General features: G+C 68.5%; 17 protein-coding genes, 1 tRNA gene and 1 pseudogene. 7 read left to right on the top strand and 12 right to left on the bottom strand.

Features of this window, described 5'->3' with window-relative positions:
- Window positions 1-5 precede the first annotated feature (5 nt).
- The 5 genes from AC5Y7V_RS17365 to AC5Y7V_RS17345 all read right to left on the bottom strand — a co-directional run bounded on the left by AC5Y7V_RS17365 (window position 6) and on the right by AC5Y7V_RS17345 (window position 3386).
- Window positions 6-773, bottom strand: a complete 768-nt coding sequence (locus AC5Y7V_RS17365) for a 3'(2'),5'-bisphosphate nucleotidase CysQ (protein WP_499881405.1) — start codon at window positions 771-773, stop codon at window positions 6-8.
- Between the two features lie 52 nt (window positions 774-825).
- On the bottom strand, window positions 826-1644 hold the full coding sequence (locus AC5Y7V_RS17360; protein ID WP_499881260.1) for an SCO1664 family protein: 819 nt from the start codon (window positions 1642-1644) through the stop codon (window positions 826-828).
- Window positions 1628-2215 (bottom strand): DUF3090 domain-containing protein, encoded by a 588-nt coding sequence (locus AC5Y7V_RS17355; RefSeq protein WP_085101624.1) that lies wholly within the window; start codon window positions 2213-2215, stop codon window positions 1628-1630. The genes AC5Y7V_RS17360 and AC5Y7V_RS17355 overlap by 17 nt, the downstream gene beginning before the upstream one ends.
- 63 nt (window positions 2216-2278) lie before the next feature.
- Window positions 2279-3046 carry a histidine phosphatase family protein gene (locus AC5Y7V_RS17350; protein ID WP_499881259.1) on the bottom strand — a complete coding sequence of 256 codons (768 nt, stop codon included), beginning with the start codon at window positions 3044-3046 and terminating at the stop codon, window positions 2279-2281.
- 37 nt (window positions 3047-3083) lie between these two features.
- Window positions 3084-3386 (bottom strand): hypothetical protein, encoded by a 303-nt coding sequence (locus tag AC5Y7V_RS17345; protein WP_499881258.1) that lies wholly within the window; start codon window positions 3384-3386, stop codon window positions 3084-3086.
- A 164-nt stretch (window positions 3387-3550) separates the two neighbouring features.
- Between AC5Y7V_RS17345 and AC5Y7V_RS17340 the strand changes: the two genes are divergently transcribed.
- The 4 genes from AC5Y7V_RS17340 (at window position 3551) to AC5Y7V_RS17325 (ending at window position 8154) form a co-directional block, all read left to right on the top strand.
- On the top strand, window positions 3551-4564 hold the full coding sequence (locus AC5Y7V_RS17340; protein WP_499881257.1) for a YncE family protein: 1014 nt from the start codon (window positions 3551-3553) through the stop codon (window positions 4562-4564).
- Window positions 4561-4821, top strand: coding sequence for a DUF5703 family protein (locus AC5Y7V_RS17335; RefSeq protein ID WP_499881256.1), 261 nt, complete (start codon window positions 4561-4563; stop codon window positions 4819-4821). Before AC5Y7V_RS17340 ends, AC5Y7V_RS17335 begins: the two co-directional genes overlap by 4 nt.
- Window positions 4821-5906 carry a quinone-dependent dihydroorotate dehydrogenase gene (locus AC5Y7V_RS17330; protein ID WP_499881255.1) on the top strand — a complete coding sequence of 362 codons (1086 nt, stop codon included), beginning with the start codon at window positions 4821-4823 and terminating at the stop codon, window positions 5904-5906. Before AC5Y7V_RS17335 ends, AC5Y7V_RS17330 begins: the two co-directional genes overlap by 1 nt.
- Window positions 5907-6078: 172 nt before the next feature.
- Complete coding sequence (locus tag AC5Y7V_RS17325; protein ID WP_499881254.1) at window positions 6079-8154, top strand: PE family protein; 2076 nt, start codon at window positions 6079-6081, stop codon at window positions 8152-8154.
- 78 nt (window positions 8155-8232) lie between these two features.
- Here AC5Y7V_RS17325 and AC5Y7V_RS17320 read toward each other — a convergent pair whose 3' ends face one another.
- Both AC5Y7V_RS17320 and AC5Y7V_RS17315 read right to left on the bottom strand, forming a co-directional pair.
- Window positions 8233-8763, bottom strand: coding sequence for a YbhB/YbcL family Raf kinase inhibitor-like protein (locus AC5Y7V_RS17320; RefSeq protein WP_499881253.1), 531 nt, complete (start codon window positions 8761-8763; stop codon window positions 8233-8235).
- A 23-nt stretch (window positions 8764-8786) separates the two neighbouring features.
- On the bottom strand, window positions 8787-10133 hold the full coding sequence (locus AC5Y7V_RS17315; RefSeq protein WP_499881252.1) for a M20/M25/M40 family metallo-hydrolase: 1347 nt from the start codon (window positions 10131-10133) through the stop codon (window positions 8787-8789).
- A gap of 123 nt (window positions 10134-10256) precedes the next feature.
- Here AC5Y7V_RS17315 and AC5Y7V_RS17310 point away from each other — a divergent pair.
- A tRNA-Leu gene (locus AC5Y7V_RS17310) sits at window positions 10257-10342 on the top strand.
- Window positions 10343-10647: 305 nt separating this feature from the next.
- On the opposite strand, the gene AC5Y7V_RS17305 is transcribed toward AC5Y7V_RS17310, so the two are convergent.
- Together AC5Y7V_RS17305 and AC5Y7V_RS17300 are read right to left on the bottom strand one after the other, a co-directional pair.
- Window positions 10648-11508 carry an alpha/beta fold hydrolase gene (locus AC5Y7V_RS17305; protein WP_499881251.1) on the bottom strand — a complete coding sequence of 287 codons (861 nt, stop codon included), beginning with the start codon at window positions 11506-11508 and terminating at the stop codon, window positions 10648-10650.
- Window positions 11509-11538: 30 nt separating this feature from the next.
- Window positions 11539-12426, bottom strand: a complete 888-nt coding sequence (locus AC5Y7V_RS17300) for an alpha/beta fold hydrolase (RefSeq protein ID WP_499881250.1) — start codon at window positions 12424-12426, stop codon at window positions 11539-11541.
- 117 nt (window positions 12427-12543) lie between these two features.
- Here AC5Y7V_RS17300 and AC5Y7V_RS17295 point away from each other — a divergent pair, with 117 nt between their 5' ends.
- Window positions 12544-13119 carry a TetR/AcrR family transcriptional regulator gene (locus AC5Y7V_RS17295; protein ID WP_499881249.1) on the top strand — a complete coding sequence of 192 codons (576 nt, stop codon included), beginning with the start codon at window positions 12544-12546 and terminating at the stop codon, window positions 13117-13119.
- A gap of 218 nt (window positions 13120-13337) precedes the next feature.
- Here AC5Y7V_RS17295 and AC5Y7V_RS17290 read toward each other — a convergent pair whose 3' ends face one another.
- Window positions 13338-13538, bottom strand: coding sequence for a hypothetical protein (locus tag AC5Y7V_RS17290; protein ID WP_499881248.1), 201 nt, complete (start codon window positions 13536-13538; stop codon window positions 13338-13340).
- Window positions 13539-13654: 116 nt separating this feature from the next.
- Here AC5Y7V_RS17290 and AC5Y7V_RS17285 point away from each other — a divergent pair.
- Window positions 13655-14371 (top strand): annotated as a pseudogene (locus tag AC5Y7V_RS17285) (phosphoribosyltransferase); the annotation flags it as partial.
- Window positions 14372-14374: 3 nt separating this feature from the next.
- Here AC5Y7V_RS17285 and AC5Y7V_RS17280 read toward each other — a convergent pair.
- A complete protein-coding gene (locus tag AC5Y7V_RS17280; RefSeq protein ID WP_499881247.1) occupies window positions 14375-14716 on the bottom strand; it encodes a hypothetical protein in 342 nt (113 codons plus the stop codon).
- Window positions 14717-14810: 94 nt separating this feature from the next.
- Complete coding sequence (wag31, locus tag AC5Y7V_RS17275; RefSeq protein WP_499881246.1) at window positions 14811-15623, bottom strand: DivIVA-like cell division protein Wag31; 813 nt, start codon at window positions 15621-15623, stop codon at window positions 14811-14813.
- Window positions 15624-15635: the final 12 nt, after the last annotated feature.

Here is a 15635-nt window from a genome sequence, read left to right as displayed (position 1 = left end):
TGCGATCAGCGAAATTCCTGCCGGATGGCGCCCAGCAGGATCGGCGCCAGCTCGGCGCGGCACATGACGAAGTCGGGCAGGTACGGGTCGAGCTGGTTGTAGCGCAGCGGCGACCCGTCGAGCCGCGACGCGTGCATGCCGGCGGCCATCAGCACCCCGGCCGGGGCCGCCGAGTCCCACTCCCACTGGCCGCCGGCGTGCACGTAGGCGTCGACGTCGCCGTCGATGACGGCCATCGCCTTGGCGCCCGCCGATCCGATCGCGACCGGCTGGATGTGCAGCGTCTGGCGGATGCGGTAGAGCACCGCCGGCGGCCGGGTGGCGCTGACCGCGATCCGGATGGTCGCGGGGACGCCGGTGCGCGCGGAGTCGGCGGTCACGGTGTCGCTGCGGTAGACCGTGTTCCCGCGGGCGGGCAGGGACACGGCCGCGTCAGTGATCTCGCGCTGCCCGTCGGTGGGGCGCTGCCACAGCGCGATGTGGACCGCCCAGTCGTCGCGGCCCGGCGTGGAGAACTCGCGGGTGCCGTCGAGCGGGTCGATGATCCACACCCGGTCGTGATTGACCCGCGACAGGTCGTCGTAGGCCTCCTCGCTGAGCACCGCGTCACCGGGCCGCTCGGCCCGCAGCCGGCGCAGGATCAGCGCGTTCGCCAGGCTGTCCCCCGCGTCGCCGAGCGCCCACGGATGGCCGAAACCGACCTCGTCGCGCACCTTGAGCAGCAGCTCCCCCGCGTCGGCGGCGAGATCGGCGGCCAAGGCGGCGTCCGTCATCTCGTCCGGGCCGCTCGTCACCGGTTCAGTATCGCCGACGACGGGGGCTGGTTTAGAACGCCGGCCACGGAATGGGGCGGTGCCGGTTGGGCGCGGGCATGACCGGGTTGTCCAGCAGCGCGAGTGCGCGCCCGCGCAGCGCCGCGATTTCGGCCCGCGTGATGTGCTCGGCCAGTTCGTCGGCGAACGCGCCGGTGAGGGCCTCGGCGAGCGCGTCGATCGCCTCGCAGGTGTTGTCGTCGATCGGCTTGCCCGCCCAGCCCCACAAAACGGTGCGCAGCTTGTTCTCCACGTGCAGGGACACCCCGTGGTCGACGCCGTAGATGTGGCCCTCGAGGTCGCGCAGGACGTGGCCGCCCTTGCGGTCGGCGTTGTTGATCAGCACGTCGAACACCGCCATCCGCCACAACCGGATGTCGTCGGCGTGGACCAGGACGACCTCGTCGCCGGCGTAGTCGTAAGCCCGCAGCACGGGCAGGTAGCCCGGCTGCACCTTGTTGGCGGGAAACAGGTCGACCAGATCGGGACCCGGCGGCGGGTCGGAGTCGGCCGCGTCCCCGGCCTGCTCCACCCACAGCTGCAGCATGCCGGGGCCCGCCGGCCCGTGTCGAATGATGGTGTAGGGCACGATGTTCCACCCCAATTGCGTCGCGATCCGATACGCGGCGAGTTCGCGGCCGGCCAGTGTTCCGTCCGGAAAATCCCACAGCGGCGCCTCGCCGGAGACCGGTTTGTAGACGCAGTGCACGCTGGATTCGCCCAGCGTCGATTCGCACAGGAAGGTGGCGTTGCTGGCCGACCGGATGCGTCCGAGGACCGTCAGCTCGCCGTCCCGCAGCACCGCACGCTGCTCGTTATTCCTCTGGTTCATCGTCGGGCCCGAGCAGCGCGCTGCGCTTGTAACCGTTGGTGCGCGCGCAGATGTGGCCCTCGGGGTCCAACGGTTCGTCGCACAGCGGGCACGGCGGACGGCCCGCCGAGATGACGCGGTTGGAGCGGGTGGCGAACTGGCGCGCCGACTCGGGCGTCAGGAACACCCGCACCGCGTCGGGACCCTCCTCGGTGTCGTCGAGCACCACCGAGGCGTCGAACTCGGCGTCGGTGACGGCCAGCAGCTCGACCACCACCGTCTGCGCCTCCGAATCCCAGCCCAGGCCCATGGTCCCGACCCGGAACTCCGCGTCGACGGGGGTGATCAACGGGTTGAGGTCGTCGATCTCGGCGGGCTCCGGCGGGACCGGCGTGCCGAACCTCCGGTTCACCTCGAGCAGCAGCGCGCCGATGCGCTCCGCGAGCACCGCGACCTGTTGCTTCTCCAAGATCACCGAGACCACCCGCGAATCGCCCACGGCCTGTATGTAAAACGTGCGATTTCCGGGCTGGCCGACGGTCCCGGCCACGAAGCGGTCGGGCGTGCGGAAGACGTGAATTGCGCGGGCCATGGCACCTCCAAAATACCGGCTGTTGCCGTTGCCGTGCGATTCGATTGCCCCGCCCCAGCGAAACTAATCAGTCGAGCCGCCGACCACCGCGTCGCTCGTCGGCACGGCTTCGGCCGGCCCGCTTTGCGACTCCCCCTTCGACTCATCGTGAGCCTGATCACCCTTGGACTCGTCCTTCGCCGGGGGCCCCGCCCGCAACGCGGCGGACAGCTTCGCGCCCGTGTGATTGACGTGCAACACGAACGGCCGCAGCGGGGTGTAGCGGATCACGGTCACCGACCCCGGGTCGGCGGTGACGCGCTGGAAGCCGTCCAGGTGCATGCCGTACGCGTCGGCGACGACGGACTTGATGACGTCGCCGTGGGTGCAGGCCACCCAGAGCGCGTCGGCGCCGTCTGCTTCGCCAAGTTCTGCGGCCAGCCGCCGGTCGTGCCCGCGGATGGCCGCGACCGCGCGCGCCTGCACCTGCGCCAGGCCCTCGCCGCCCGGGAACACCGCGGCGCTGGGGTGGGCCTGGACCACCCGCCACAACGGCTCTTTCGTCAGCTCGCCGATCTTGCGGCCCGTCCAGTCGCCGTAGTCCACCTCGGCGAGCTCCTCGTCGATCAGCGGCTCGAGGCACAGCGCCTCGGCCAGCGGCGCGACGGTGCGCCGGCAGCGCAGCAGCGGAGAGGTGACCACCGCTCGGATCGGCAGGTCGCCGATCCGGTCGATCAGGCCGGCGGCCTGCTCGCGGCCCTTGTCGTCGAGGTCGACGCCCTCCGAGCGTCCGGCCAGGACGCCGGCGGTGTTCGAGGTGGAGCGGCCGTGCCTGAGCAGGATGACGGTCACCAGGACGACCGTACTCGGTGGGGGCGTGGCTGGTCCGCTAGCGCGACACCGGCAGCGCGTGCGCGATGGAGTCGCGTACGGCGGCGGTCAGGCTGCGCTCATCGGTGAGGTCGATGTCGACGAGGCCGCGGATCGCCCGGGCGACCACGTCCTCGGCCTGCGGAACGGGGCCGGAAAGGCGTGGCCGGTAGATTTCGACGACGAGCGATCGGTGTTCGATGTGGAAGGAAAAACTGCGCCCATCCCCGAGTTGCCCGTACCCACTGGCAAAGATTCCCGTCGAGATATCCTCGACAGCAAACTCTTTGTCTGCGATATGCCGGTCAACGATGACGGTCATGACGCGACCATACCTCTCCAGTCCGACCCCATGCAGGCAACATGGCCATATTGGATGCGAAACCGTTCCCTAAAATTTGACTTTCATGTTGGTGACGCGAGGGAAAATAATTGCTGCGACGATATAGGGGTTGGGCTCAGCACAGGTTTGTTGTCCTGTCGTCTTTGCTGGCGTTGGTCACGGTCTGCGGCGGTTGCTCGAGCAATCCGCTCACAACCGCGCCGCCGACGATCGAACCCGCCCGGGCCGCGGCCTCCCCACCGGCTTCTCAGAACCCCGCCGGCACCGTGCGCCCGCTGGCCGGCCACGCCGCGGCGGCAATCTTTGACAACGCCACCCGTCAACTGGCGGTCCTCGCGCCCGGCGCCGACCCGGACGCGCCCGCCACCCTCACCGAATTCGGTGATCCGCAGGCCCCGCCGCGCGTGGTCGAGCTGCCGGGCCCGGCGACCGCGTTGACCGGCGACGGCCGGGGGACGGCCTTCCTGGCCACCCGCGGTGGCTACATCACGGTCGACCTGTCCGCCGGTGAGGCAACCCGGGTGCCCGTGGCCAATGCTCAGCAGATCGACTTCACCGCGGTCGCGCAGCGCGCCGACGGCACGCTGGTGCTGGGCACCGCCGATGGCGCCGTCTACACCTTCGCCTCCCGGACACCGGCCTCGGTCAAGAGCGCCACCATCAGCAGCCGCAACAAGATCTTCGCGCGCGTGGACGCCCTTGCCACACAAGGGAATACGACGGTGGTGCTGGATCGGGGCCAGACCTCGGTGACGACGATCGGTGCCGACGGCCGCGCCGAGCAGGCGCTGCGGGCCGGCGAGGGCGCCACCACCCTGGCCGCCGACCCGCTGGGCCGCGTCCTGGTCGCCGACACCCGCGGCGGACAGCTGTTGGTGTACGGCGTCGACCCGCTGATCCTGCGCCAGGCCTTCCCGGTGTGGCAGTCCCCCTACGGCCTGGCCGGCTCCCGCGAGCTGGCCTGGGTGTCCCTCGCCGCGTCGAACGTCGTCATTGGTTACGATCTGTCAACCGGAATTCCCGTCGAAAGGGTGCGATACCCAACCGTGCAGCAACCCAACTCGCTGGCTTTTGACGAAGCGTCGGGCACCTTGTACGTGGTGTCGGGGTCGGGTGCGGGCGTCCAGATCATCGAGCACGCGCGGGGTGCGCCATGACCAGGCCCGCACCGCGGTGGAGTCGGCTGCCCGCGGGCTGGGAAGCGGACATGTCCGACGAGTACGAATGGATCCCGCTGCGCCTGCCGCCCGAGGTGACGCGGGTCAGCGCGTCCATCCGGCTGTCGATCGAGGCCGAATACCGCGGCTGGGAACTCACCCGGGTGCGGCTCTACAACGACGGCAGCCGACGGGTGTTGTTGCGCCGCAAGAAATCTCGTCTGGATAGCCGACGGCCCGACCAACCGGAATTGTGATGTACCGGCTGACCCGCCGGCTGTTGTTCCTCTTTCCGCCCGAGCGCATTCACACGCTGGTGTTCGCGCTGCTGCGCGGCGCCACACTCCTGCCCGTCGCGCGGCGGTTGCTGCACCGACGGCTCGGCCCGACCGACCCGGTGCTGGCCAGCACGGTGTTCGGGGTGCGCTTCCCGGGACCGCTGGGCCTGGCCGCCGGCTTCGACAAGGACGGCAAGGGCCTGCTCACCTGGGGCGCGCTGGGTTTCGGGTACGCCGAGGTGGGCACCGTCACGGCGCAGCCCCAGCCCGGCAACCCCGGCCCGCGCCTGTTCCGGCTGCCCGCCGACCGGGCCCTGCTCAACCGGATGGGGTTCAACAACCGCGGCGCCGGCGCGCTGGCGATCCGCCTCACCCACCGCAAGCCCGGCGTGCCGGTCGGCGTCAACATCGGCAAGACCAAGGCGGTCTCGGCCGCCGACGCCATCGGCGACTATCGGGCCAGCGCCCGGCTGGTCGCGCCGCTCGCGTCGTATCTGGTGGTCAACGTCAGCTCGCCGAACACGCCGGGGCTGCGTGACCTGCAGGCGGTGGAGTCGCTGCGGCCAATCCTGCAGGGCGTCCTGCTGGAGGCCTCGACGACGTCGACGCCGGTGCTGGTCAAGATCGCACCCGACCTTTCCGATTCCGACGTCGACGACATCGCCGACCTGGCCGTCGAGCTGGGCCTGGCCGGCATCGTCGCCACCAACACCACCGTGTCGCGGGAGGGCCTGAGCACCCCGGGGGTGAAAAAGCTTGGCGCTGGTGGCATCTCGGGGCCGCCGGTGGCGCGCAGGGCCGTGGAGGTGCTGCGCCGGCTCTACGGCCGGGTGGGCGATCGCCTGGTGCTCATCAGTGTGGGGGGCATCGAGACGGCCGACGACGCGTGGGAACGGATCACCGCGGGCGCGTCGCTGCTGCAGGGCTACACCGGGTTCATCTACGGAGGAGGCTTGTGGCCCAAGCACATTCACGATGGCATCGCCCGCCGACTGCATGAAGGCGGATTCGCGTCGCTTAGCGACGCGGTGGGCAGCTCGGACCGGCTTGGGGAGACGGGATAGACCACCCTATTGGGCGTGTGTCAATTAATTGAGTTGGCCGCCTTGCCAATCCGGGGGGTTGTGCATTTGTAGAACAAGCTGTTAGAAACACGTTTAGTACGTCACATTCGGTCGACATTGTGACTGGTGTGACGTTATCGGGCCAATGGGGAGTCTTCGAGGGGAGACAACGATGTCCTTTGTAGTCACTGCGCCGGAGACGGTGGGCGCCGCCGCCGGGGACCTGGCGGGCATCGGTTCCTCATTACGGGAGGCCACCGCGGCCGCGGCGGGCCAGACGACCGCCATCACCTCCGCTGCCGCCGATGACGTGTCGCTCGCCATCTCGGAGCTGTTCGGCACGTACGGGCAGCAATTCCAGGCGATGAGCGCCCAGGCGGCGGCGTTTCACAACGAGTTTGTGAGCGTGTTGAACGGCGGTGCGGCGGCCTACCTCAGCACCGAGCTGGCCAATGCTGAGCAGGCCTTGATCGGCGGCTTTGCCGCCGGCGGCGCGGCCGCGTCCACCCCGATCCTCGGCGGGCTGCTCGGCTCGGGCGGCCTGCTCGGTTCGGGCGGCCTGCTCGGTGGGGGGCTCTTGGGCGGCTCGAGCAGCGGCGGCGGCCTGCTCGGTGGGCTCGACGGTCTGCTCGGCCTGGGGACCGGAGGGGGCGGGCTGCTCGGCGGCCTGGGCAGCGGGTTGAGCCAAATCTTCGCCCCCCTCAACACCATCGGCAGCCAATTCGCCAACGGCTTGGGCGCACTCTTCTTCAACCCGGCGATCCTCAACGCCTTCCCCACCCTGAGCGACTTCTTCGGGCCGATAAACCTCGGCAACTTGACCCCCGGCCTGAGCCTCACCTCGGGGCCGCTCGGCGCCTTGCTGGGCCCGACACTCAACGGCGTCGGCCTCGACCTGGGCAACTTCCTGTCCAACGAACTCGCCAACGGCATAACCCTGTCCAACCTGCTGGGCCTCGGCACCGGGCTCTTCCAGGACGTGCCGCTGCTGCAGGGACTCCAACCTTTGCTGAATGGGTTGCTGCCGGCGCTGTTCGGACCGATGCCGTCGGGCGCGGCCCCCTACCCCAACCCGTACACCGTCCTCTTCGAGACGGCGGCGCTGAATCTGAACCTGATGGGCGCGCAGTTCGCGACCCATCCGTTCCCGATCATGAGTCAGATCATCGCCAACCAGAGTCACTACGCGCAGATCTTGGCTAGTGGGTTCGCGACCGGCCTGCAGGGTTTCCCCGCGAACGTGCCGGCGAACATTCAACTCGCCATCCAGGGCGCGTCGACCTTCAACCCGGTGGCCATCGGCGAGGACTTCGTCGGTGGCACCACCGGCTTATGGGGAACCGTCGGCTCGTCGCTGGCCAAGATGGGCACGGACCTGCAGGGCACATTGCCGGCCGCGCTCCGCGACATGTCGGAGGCTCGGGACGCGATAGCCCTGGGCAACTACTACGCCGCGGTGCAGGACGCGGCGCACGCGCCGATCGATCTCTTCATCACCGGATTCGACACCAGCCACCTGGCGATCGGCGGCAGCATCACCAGCCTCATCCCGCCCAACTTCGCGCTGAACATCGCGGGGCCCGTCGGGTTGGAGGGTCCGGCCGCCGAGTTGCTGCCCATCCTTTCGGCCATCGGACAGCAGCCGGTCGGCGTCGCGAGCCTGGTCCCGCACGGGTCCATTCCCGGAATGATGCTCGGCAACCTCGCCAACGCGGTCGACACCCTGGTCAACGCGAACGTCACCGCGAACTTCGCGGTGAATATCGGTGGCATACCGCCCGCCGGCACGTTGGCCGGCACCGCGATCTTCGGGTTGCCGTTGCAGCTGGGCTTCGCGATCCTGGGCCCGCCGTTCGCCATGGCGAACGGAATCGCCCAGGGGGCAACGGCTTTCGGTGCGGCCGCGCAGGCCGGCAACGTCCTGGGAATGCTGAACGCGATCGGCGATATGCCCGCCTATGCCGCGAACGGCTTCCTCAACGGCCAACTCATCGTGGACCTGCCGTTGCCGATCACGGTGTCGACCCCGCTGCTGGGCTCCCTCACTTTGCCGGCGATCGCCCATGTCCCCTTCGACGGGCTTCTCACGCCGCCCGAACCGCTCACGGTCACGATCCCCGCCGGCGTCGCAGGCATAACTATTCCGATCAATGCCACCCTCGGCGGCACGGAATTCGGCGGCCTGTTCCCGACGCTGTTCAACACCATTCCGGAAGCGATCGCCGCGGCAATCACACCCATCGGCTAGTCCCTGCCGCGAGAGTGCAACTGCCGACGCGTTACCCGAGTGGGCCTGTCGGCAGCTGCAGTTTCGCGAACGCGCGGGCTACTTCTGCTCGTAGGTCCCGTAGATGTAGGCGCGCGCGATCGCGTGCTGGAACAGGTTGAACCCGAGGAACGCGGGGCTGGCGTCCTCGGGCAGGTCGAGCTTCTCGACGTCCACGGCGTGCACCGCGACGTAGTAACGATGCGGGCCGTGGCCCGGCGGCGGCGCGGCGCCGACGTAGCGGCGCATGCCGGCGTCGTTCACCAAAGTCAGTGCGCCGCCTGGCAACTCGTTGCCGTCGCCGGCATTGTCGGGCAGCTCGGTGACGTTCGCGGGCAGGTTGGCCACCGCCCAGTGCCAAAACCCGGACAGCGTCGGGGCGTCCGGGTCGTAGACGGTGACCGCGAAGCTGCGGGTCTCCTCCGGGAACCCCGACCAGGTCAGCTGCGGGCTGACGTCCTCGCCGCCGGCGCCCATGATCCCGCTGACCTGCGGGGTGGCCAGCGGCTGCCCGTTGGTGATCGAGTCCGAACTCAGGCTGAACGACGGCAGCTTGGGCAGCGCGTCATACGGATCGGGCGGCAGGCTCATGGAGCGGTCCTCTCGTGTCGTCATTAGCAGTGCGTTAGAAAGTGTGCCAGCACGTCGGTGCCGAACCTCAGCGCGTCGATGGGTACCCGTTCGTCGACGCCGTGGAACAGCGCGGCGAAATCCAGATCCGGCGGCAGCCGTAGCGGGCTGAAGCCGAAACAGCGAATGCCCAAGCGCGCGAAGGCTTTCGCGTCGGTCCCTCCGGACAGCATGTAGGGCACCGTCCGGCCGTCGGGGTCGAGGGCCAGCACGGCGGCGTTCATGGCGTCGACCAGCTCGCCGTCGAAGCTGGTCTCGTACGACGGGTGGTCCCTGATCCATTCGCGGGTCACGGCCGGGCCGAGCAGCTCGTCGACCTCGGCCTCGAACGCCGCCTTGCGACCGGGCAGGATGCGGCAGTCCACCACCGCCTCCGCCGTCGCCGGGATGACGTTGGCCTTGTACCCGGCCTTGAGCATCGTCGGGTTGGCGGTGTCGTGCAGCACGGCCTTGAGCATGCGGGCCATCGGGCCGAGCTTGTCGATCGTGCCCGCCAGGTCGTCCGACTCGATGTCGAAGCTCAGCCCGGTCTCCTCGCTGACTGCGGCGAGGAACTGCGCGACGGTGTCGGTCACCACGAGCGGAAACTGGTGCCGGCCGAGCCGGGCCACCGCCTCGGCGACGGCCGTGACGGCGTTCTGGTCGTGCACCATCGACCCGTGCCCGGCCGGGCCCTGGGCGCTCAGCCGCATCCACGACATCGCCTTCTCGGCCGTCTCGATGAGGTAGAGGCGACGCTCTCCCCCGTCGCGGCGCGGCACGGTCAGGGAGAACCCGCCCACCTCGCCGATCGCCTCGGTGACGCCGTCGAACAGCTCCGGCCGATTGTCGACCAACCATTGCGCCCCGTAGTGGCCGCCGTGCTCCTCGTCGGCGACGAACGCGAACACCAGATCGCGCGGCGGCACGATGCGGTCCCGCTTCAACTGCCGGGCGACCACGAGCATCATGCCGACCATGTCCTTCATGTCGACCGCGCCGCGGCCCCAGACGAAGCCGTCGCGGATCGCGCCCGAGAACGGGTGCACGGTCCAATCGGCAGGCTCGGCCGGCACCACGTCGAGATGCCCATGGATCAGCAGCGCACCGCGCGAGCTGTCCGCGCCATTCAGGCGGGCGACCACGTTGCCGCGGCCGGGGGCGCCGGACTCGATGTATTGCGGCAGGTAGCCGACCTCTTGGAGCTGCTCGGCGACCCACTGCGCGCACTCGGCCTCGCCGCGGGTGGTCTCGGGTTCGCCGGTGTTGGTGGTGTCGAACCGGATCAACCGGCTGACGACCTCGGCCACATCGTCGCGGGGACTGGTCGGCGGCTCGGTGTGAGAGGTCACAACCACCTTTCCTACCACTGCCGGGGCCGCCGGGCTCGGGGTGGAACCCCCGGCCCGCGGCGAGCTAACTTGGGTCCGCGCGGGCCGATCCGATAGCCTTAGCTGCCAACTCTCGTTGGTCTTGTCCGAGTGGCGGAATGGCAGACGCGCTAGCTTGAGGTGCTAGTGCCCTACTAATGGGCGTGGGGGTTCAAGTCCCCCCTCGGACACACGACTGAGGCGAGCGAAATGAATGCTCGCATTCATTTCCGAGCCGAAGGAGTGTGTTGAGCGGCGAAGCCGCGATCACACATCCGGTACACGACTGAGGCGAGCGAAATGAATGCTCGCATTCATTTCCGAGCCGATGGAGTGTGTTGAGCGGCGAAGCCGCGATCACACGCCGATGCAGGGTGTTGAGCGGCGAAGCCGCGAACACACATCCGACGACTGGGGCGAGCGAAATTGCCGCACCAAAACGGCCGAGGGCGCGTCATCGGACGGGTCTGGCGGCGGATCCGGTGGACCTTGGCCCCTATGCAAGGAATTTGATTGCGGCGTCGCCGAATTCGCGGTGGTACTGGAAGATCGCGCCGTGGCCGGAGTCTGGGTAGATGATTAGTTCGGATCCGGCGATTCGTCGGTGCATGTCCTCGGAGAGCACGCTGGGGACCATGCGGTCGTTGTCGCCGTTGGCGATGAGTGTGGGCTTGGTGATGCGCGACAGGTCGGCGGGGGTGGAGCGTCCCCACCGTTTGATGGCCTTGAGTTGGGTTTGGAAGGCTTTGACGGCGATCTTGGCGTCGCGGTCCGTAGTGCGTTGCTTGAGGCGTTCAACGAACGCGCGGGCCGCGCGCTTGCCGGTGTCGTCGCGGTTGAAGAACAGGTACTCCTTGGGGTCCTTGAGGGTGAGGGTGGCGCGCAGCGAGTCGTAGTACGTGGTGCCGGCGACCTTGTCGATTCCGTTGCCGCCGGCGGGTCCGGTTCCGGTCAGGATGAGCTTGCGGACCAGGTCGGGGTGCCTGAGCACGAGGGCCTGGGCGACCATGCCGCCCAGGGAGAAACCGAAGAGGTCGACGGTGTCGTATCCCAGCGCGGTGATGAAGGTGTAGGCGTCGTCGGCCATCGCTTCGACGGTGTCGGGCACGCTTCCGGTGGAGGCCCCGACGCCGCGATTATCGAAGGCGATGACGTGGTGATGGGCGGCGATGGGGTCGATGACGGCGGGATCCCAGTTGTCCAGCGTCGCCGCGAGGTGCACGAGGAAGACGACGGGGATGCCGCCGGTGGCTCCGAGTTCGCGGTAGGCGTAGGTGACCCCCTCGGCGGTGACGGTGCGCGTCGGTGCGTCCTTGTAGGACGTTACGGTGTTCGGGTGCTGACGATTGGTGGCCATGAGTGGTCTCCTCAGAATTGTGGGTGGATGTTAGTCGGCGAGGAATTGCAGTGCGGCGGGGACGAATTCGCGGTGGTGCTGGAACACGCCTCCGTGCCCGGAGTCGGGGTAGATGACCAGCTGGGCGTTGGGCAGCCGGCGTGCCATGTCGGCGGAGTGTTCGCTGGCGACCATCAGGTCGTTGTCTCCGTTGACCACCAGGACGGGCTGGGTGATCACCGAGAGGTCGTCGGGCTGGCTCTGACCGGCGTGGCGGATGGCTTTGATCTGGGCGACGCGGGCTTGCAGAGAGATTTTCTTGTCGAGGCCTGTGGTGCGCTCCCGTAGCCGCTGCTGATAGTCGGCTGCGGCGCGTTTGCCTACGGGGGTTCGGGGGAAGAACAGGAAGTCACGCGGGTCGCTGCGGGTCAGGGCCGCTTTGAGGTAGGCGGCTCCGACGATGGTGGCCATCTTGTCGATGCCACCGCCGCCGCGCGGACCGGTGCCGGCCAGGATGATGCGGCGCACCAGGTGCGGTGCCTGCAGGGCGACCACCTGCGCGACCCCGCCGCCGAGGGAGAACCCGAACAGGTCGACCTGTTCGGGGCCCAGGGCGCGGATGAACGCGATGGCGTCGGTGCCCATCTGTTCGACGGTGGTCGGCACGGAGCCGCCGGTGGCGCCGACGCCGCGGTTGTCGAAGGCGATGACGCGGCGGTGGGCGGCGATGCCGTCGACCACGCGTGGGTCCCAGTCGTCCAGGACGGCGGTGAGGTGATGCAGGAACACCACCGGAACGCCTGTGCCGGTTCCGAGTTCGCGGTAGGCGAAGCTCACGCCGTTTACGTTGACGGTTCGGGTCGGTGCGTCTTTCCAGGTCGTCCTCACGGTGCGCCTTTCGGTGGGAACTTCTGTCAGCGGGTCGTGCGCGGTGGTCATCAGGTAGGCCTTCCGGGGGCGAACGCGGATTGACTTACGATCATACTATTATGACCGTAAGCTAAAGTGGTAGCGTCGGTCAAGCACGAGATTCCGAAGACAACTGGGAGGCCGCCCATGGCGCGTTACGAGCCGGAGCACAAAGCCGCGACGCGGAAGCGGATCATCGGCACGGCCGGCGAGCGGTTCAAACGGGGTGGCATCGACGGCTCCGGTATCGCCACGCTGATGTCCGATGCCGGACTGACCAACGGCGCGTTCTACGCGCACTTCGAATCCAAGGACGACCTGGTGGCCCACGTGGTGGCCGACCAACTACGCGTGCAGCTCGACACGCTGAGCGCGTTGCCGCCGGAACGGTCGGCGATCGAGGACTACATCCGCGACTACCTGTCACCGCATCACCGCGACGACCCCGAATCGGGCTGCCCGAACGCCGCCCTGCTTGACGAGATCGTGCGTTGCAACGACACGGTTCGCGAAACATACACGCAGGGAATGCAATCCATCGTCGATCAGATCGCCGCGAAAATCTGTCCGCGCGATCTATCGAGCGCACGCGCCCAAGCGCTAGGTTTGATCACCGTCTTGGTCGGCACCCTGCAACTGGCCCGCGCGGTCTCGGACCGAGCGCTGTCCGACGAGATCCTGGCCGCCGGCATCCTCAACGCCGAGTCGTTGCTCAAACGCTAGTACACACAACACATTTCATCGTAGGCTGCCTGAGCGCGGGGTCGGGTCATGCGTCCTCACCCGCGGCTCAAACCCGACGAAGCAGAGAGGAAACAAGCCACTCCCCGGACTACGAATGCTCGCCAGGCGGGACTGGCACGCCATCGACCGTTCCGCGCGAATCATGCCCTTGCAGTACGGTGACGGCCGACACTAGAGCGAGTCGAGCGCAGCACGGACTACGACCGGATATGCCGCCTGGGCGGCGGGTAGACGGCCCTGGCGATCGTCGCCGACAGCCAGCCGATCCCCCATCCGAGGCCGACCAACAGGAACGTGCGCCGGGTATCCGCGCCGGCCACCGCCGAAACCCCGATCAAGATGACAGCCCACACCACCGCGCACGCGATGCTGTAGGACGTGTAGGTGCGCCGACCCATTTCGCGATTCCTCTCGTGTCGCCGCCAATTCCCCTCGCACACAAGGTTATCCGAGTGATCAATCTCACCGCCAAAATCCGGCCCGACGGCCTTCTTCGAGATTCTCGACGTCGCACGTAGGCTTGGTAAAAGCCAGCAGCCTCCGAATGCGACCAATGACCCCACCGAGCGGCTTTCTTCGGCGAACGGCGACGCGCACGTTCCGCGACCGCCGCGAGGCCGGCCGCGTGCTCGCCGAGCAGTTGGCGTCCTACCGCGGCAAGGACGATCTACTGGTTTTCGGGCTCGCCCGCGGCGGCGTCCCGGTGGCGTGGGAAATCGCGGCCGCGCTGCACGCCCCGCTCGACGTGTTCCTGGTCCGCAAGCTCGGGGTGCCGCGCTGGCCGGAGCTCGCGATGGGCGCGCTGGCCAGCGGCGGTGCGGTGGTGATGAACGACAACGTGGTGTCCAGCCTGCACATCACCGACGAGCAGCTGCGCGAGGTGATCGCCAGCGAGACGGCCGAACTGCACCGGCGCGAACAGGCCTATCGGGGTGGCCGCCCCATCGCCGACCCGCGCGGCAAGATCGTGATCCTGGTCGACGACGGGATCGCCACCGGCGCCAGCATGCTGGTCGCCGTCCGGGCCCTGCGGGCCGCGGGGCCGCAGTCGATCGTCGTCGCGGTGCCGGTCGGTCCCCCGTCGACGTGTCGCGAGATCGGGCAGGAAGCCGACCAGGTGGTGTGCGTGACCATGCCGCCCGGTTTCGAAGCCGTCGGGCAGGTCTACGCCGATTTCCACCAGGTCAGTGACGACGAGGTCCGCGAACTGCTCAATACGCCGACCCGCTGACGGTTAGGTTGCGCGGTCCTCGCCCGGGACCGCCGACTCTTCGCTGGTTTCGAGCCCCTGCGACGACTCGCCGGCGGTGGTGTCCTCGGCGGCGGCGGGCTGTTCGCCCTCGTCCGCGGCCTCCTCGGGGTAGTCGACCAACGCGTCCTTGTCCCCGGTTTCTTCTTCGGGCTCGGGCTCGGCGTCGCGCCGCTGGCGTTCCCGCAGGGCGTCGATGATCAGCAGCACCACGCCCAGGACGCTGGCGCCGATGCACACCCAGGCGACCAACTCGTTGCTGGTGACGACCGCGAACACCAACGCGACGAGCCCGATCAGGGCGAGTACCAGCGCAACGATCAGCATCGGCCATCCTCCAGGCGACGAGCGGGACTGCCAGGTCTAGTGCAGGTTAGTGTGCCGCGTCGTGGCTTGGCGAGTACCCGGCACGGCTGCCAGGCTAGTTATTACCCCGATTGAATTGCTCGAACCCGCCGGCGTCGGCGCTGGAGTCGACGGGTGCCGCCGACCCGCGCTGGCCGAGCTCCTCGAGCTGGGATTCGAGGTAGGTCTTGAGGCGGGTGCGGTATTCGCGTTCGAACGTGCGCAGCTGCTCGAGGCGGCCTTCGAGCACGGTGCGCTGCTGGTTGATGGTTCCCATGATTTCGGAATGCTTGCGTTCCGCGTCGGCCTGCAGGGCGTCGGCCTTCTCCTGGGCCTGCCGCAATTGCGTCTCCGAGCGGCTCTGGGCGTCGGCCAGCATGGCGTCGGCGCGCTGCCGGGCCTCGGCGACCGTGGTCTCGGCGGTGTGCTTGGCCTCGCTGAGGATCTGGTCGGCATTGGCGCGGGCGTCGGCGAGCATCTTGTCGGATTCCGCCTTGGCGGTGCTGGTGAGCCGGTCGGCGGTGTCCTGGGCCAGGCTCAGCACCCGGGCGGCCTTGAGGGCCTGCTCCTCGTTGGTGCCCGCGGAGGCCGCGGGGGCCGGGGGCGGCGGGGCCGCCACGACCGGCGCCGGCTTGACCGGCTCGGGTTCGGGCTCGAAGGTGGGAATCGCCTGGGTGGGCTGGGCGGCGCCGCCGCCACCACCGGCGGCCAGCTCGCGGTCCAGCTCCTCGATGCGTTGACGCAGATCGGAGTTCTCCTCGATGAGCCGCGTCAGCTCGTTTTCCACCAGGTCGAGGAAGGCGTCGACCTCGTCTTCGTTGTAACCGCGCTTGCCGATCGGCGGCTTACTGAACGCCACATTGTGGACGTCGGCTGGTGTAAGCGGCATTGTTCGTCCCCT

Source organism: Mycobacterium sp. NGS34 (genome assembly GCF_059812845.1).
This window is presented reverse-complemented; position numbering and strand designations above follow the sequence as displayed.

What these genes read in the sequence shown, in the direction of transcription:
- AC5Y7V_RS17330 (WP_499881255.1), top strand. Translation starts at nt 4,821, where the DNA reads ATGTACCGGCTGACCCGCCGGCTGTTGTTCCTCTTTCCGCCCGAGCGC.
- AC5Y7V_RS17355 (WP_085101624.1), bottom strand. Translation starts at nt 2,215, where the DNA reads ATGGCCCGCGCAATTCACGTCTTCCGCACGCCCGACCGCTTCGTGGCC.
- wag31 (WP_499881246.1), bottom strand. Translation starts at nt 15,623, where the DNA reads ATGCCGCTTACACCAGCCGACGTCCACAATGTGGCGTTCAGTAAGCCG.
- AC5Y7V_RS17325 (WP_499881254.1), top strand. Translation starts at nt 6,079, where the DNA reads ATGTCCTTTGTAGTCACTGCGCCGGAGACGGTGGGCGCCGCCGCCGGG.
- AC5Y7V_RS17295 (WP_499881249.1), top strand. Translation starts at nt 12,544, where the DNA reads ATGGCGCGTTACGAGCCGGAGCACAAAGCCGCGACGCGGAAGCGGATC.
- AC5Y7V_RS17345 (WP_499881258.1), bottom strand. Translation starts at nt 3,386, where the DNA reads ATGACCGTCATCGTTGACCGGCATATCGCAGACAAAGAGTTTGCTGTC.
- AC5Y7V_RS17320 (WP_499881253.1), bottom strand. Translation starts at nt 8,763, where the DNA reads ATGAGCCTGCCGCCCGATCCGTATGACGCGCTGCCCAAGCTGCCGTCG.
- AC5Y7V_RS17290 (WP_499881248.1), bottom strand. Translation starts at nt 13,538, where the DNA reads ATGGGTCGGCGCACCTACACGTCCTACAGCATCGCGTGCGCGGTGGTG.
- AC5Y7V_RS17335 (WP_499881256.1), top strand. Translation starts at nt 4,561, where the DNA reads ATGACCAGGCCCGCACCGCGGTGGAGTCGGCTGCCCGCGGGCTGGGAA.
- AC5Y7V_RS17360 (WP_499881260.1), bottom strand. Translation starts at nt 1,644, where the DNA reads ATGAACCAGAGGAATAACGAGCAGCGTGCGGTGCTGCGGGACGGCGAG.
- AC5Y7V_RS17280 (WP_499881247.1), bottom strand. Translation starts at nt 14,716, where the DNA reads ATGCTGATCGTTGCGCTGGTACTCGCCCTGATCGGGCTCGTCGCGTTG.
- AC5Y7V_RS17300 (WP_499881250.1), bottom strand. Translation starts at nt 12,426, where the DNA reads ATGACCACCGCGCACGACCCGCTGACAGAAGTTCCCACCGAAAGGCGC.
- AC5Y7V_RS17365 (WP_499881405.1), bottom strand. Translation starts at nt 773, where the DNA reads ATGACGGACGCCGCCTTGGCCGCCGATCTCGCCGCCGACGCGGGGGAG.
- AC5Y7V_RS17305 (WP_499881251.1), bottom strand. Translation starts at nt 11,508, where the DNA reads ATGGCCACCAATCGTCAGCACCCGAACACCGTAACGTCCTACAAGGAC.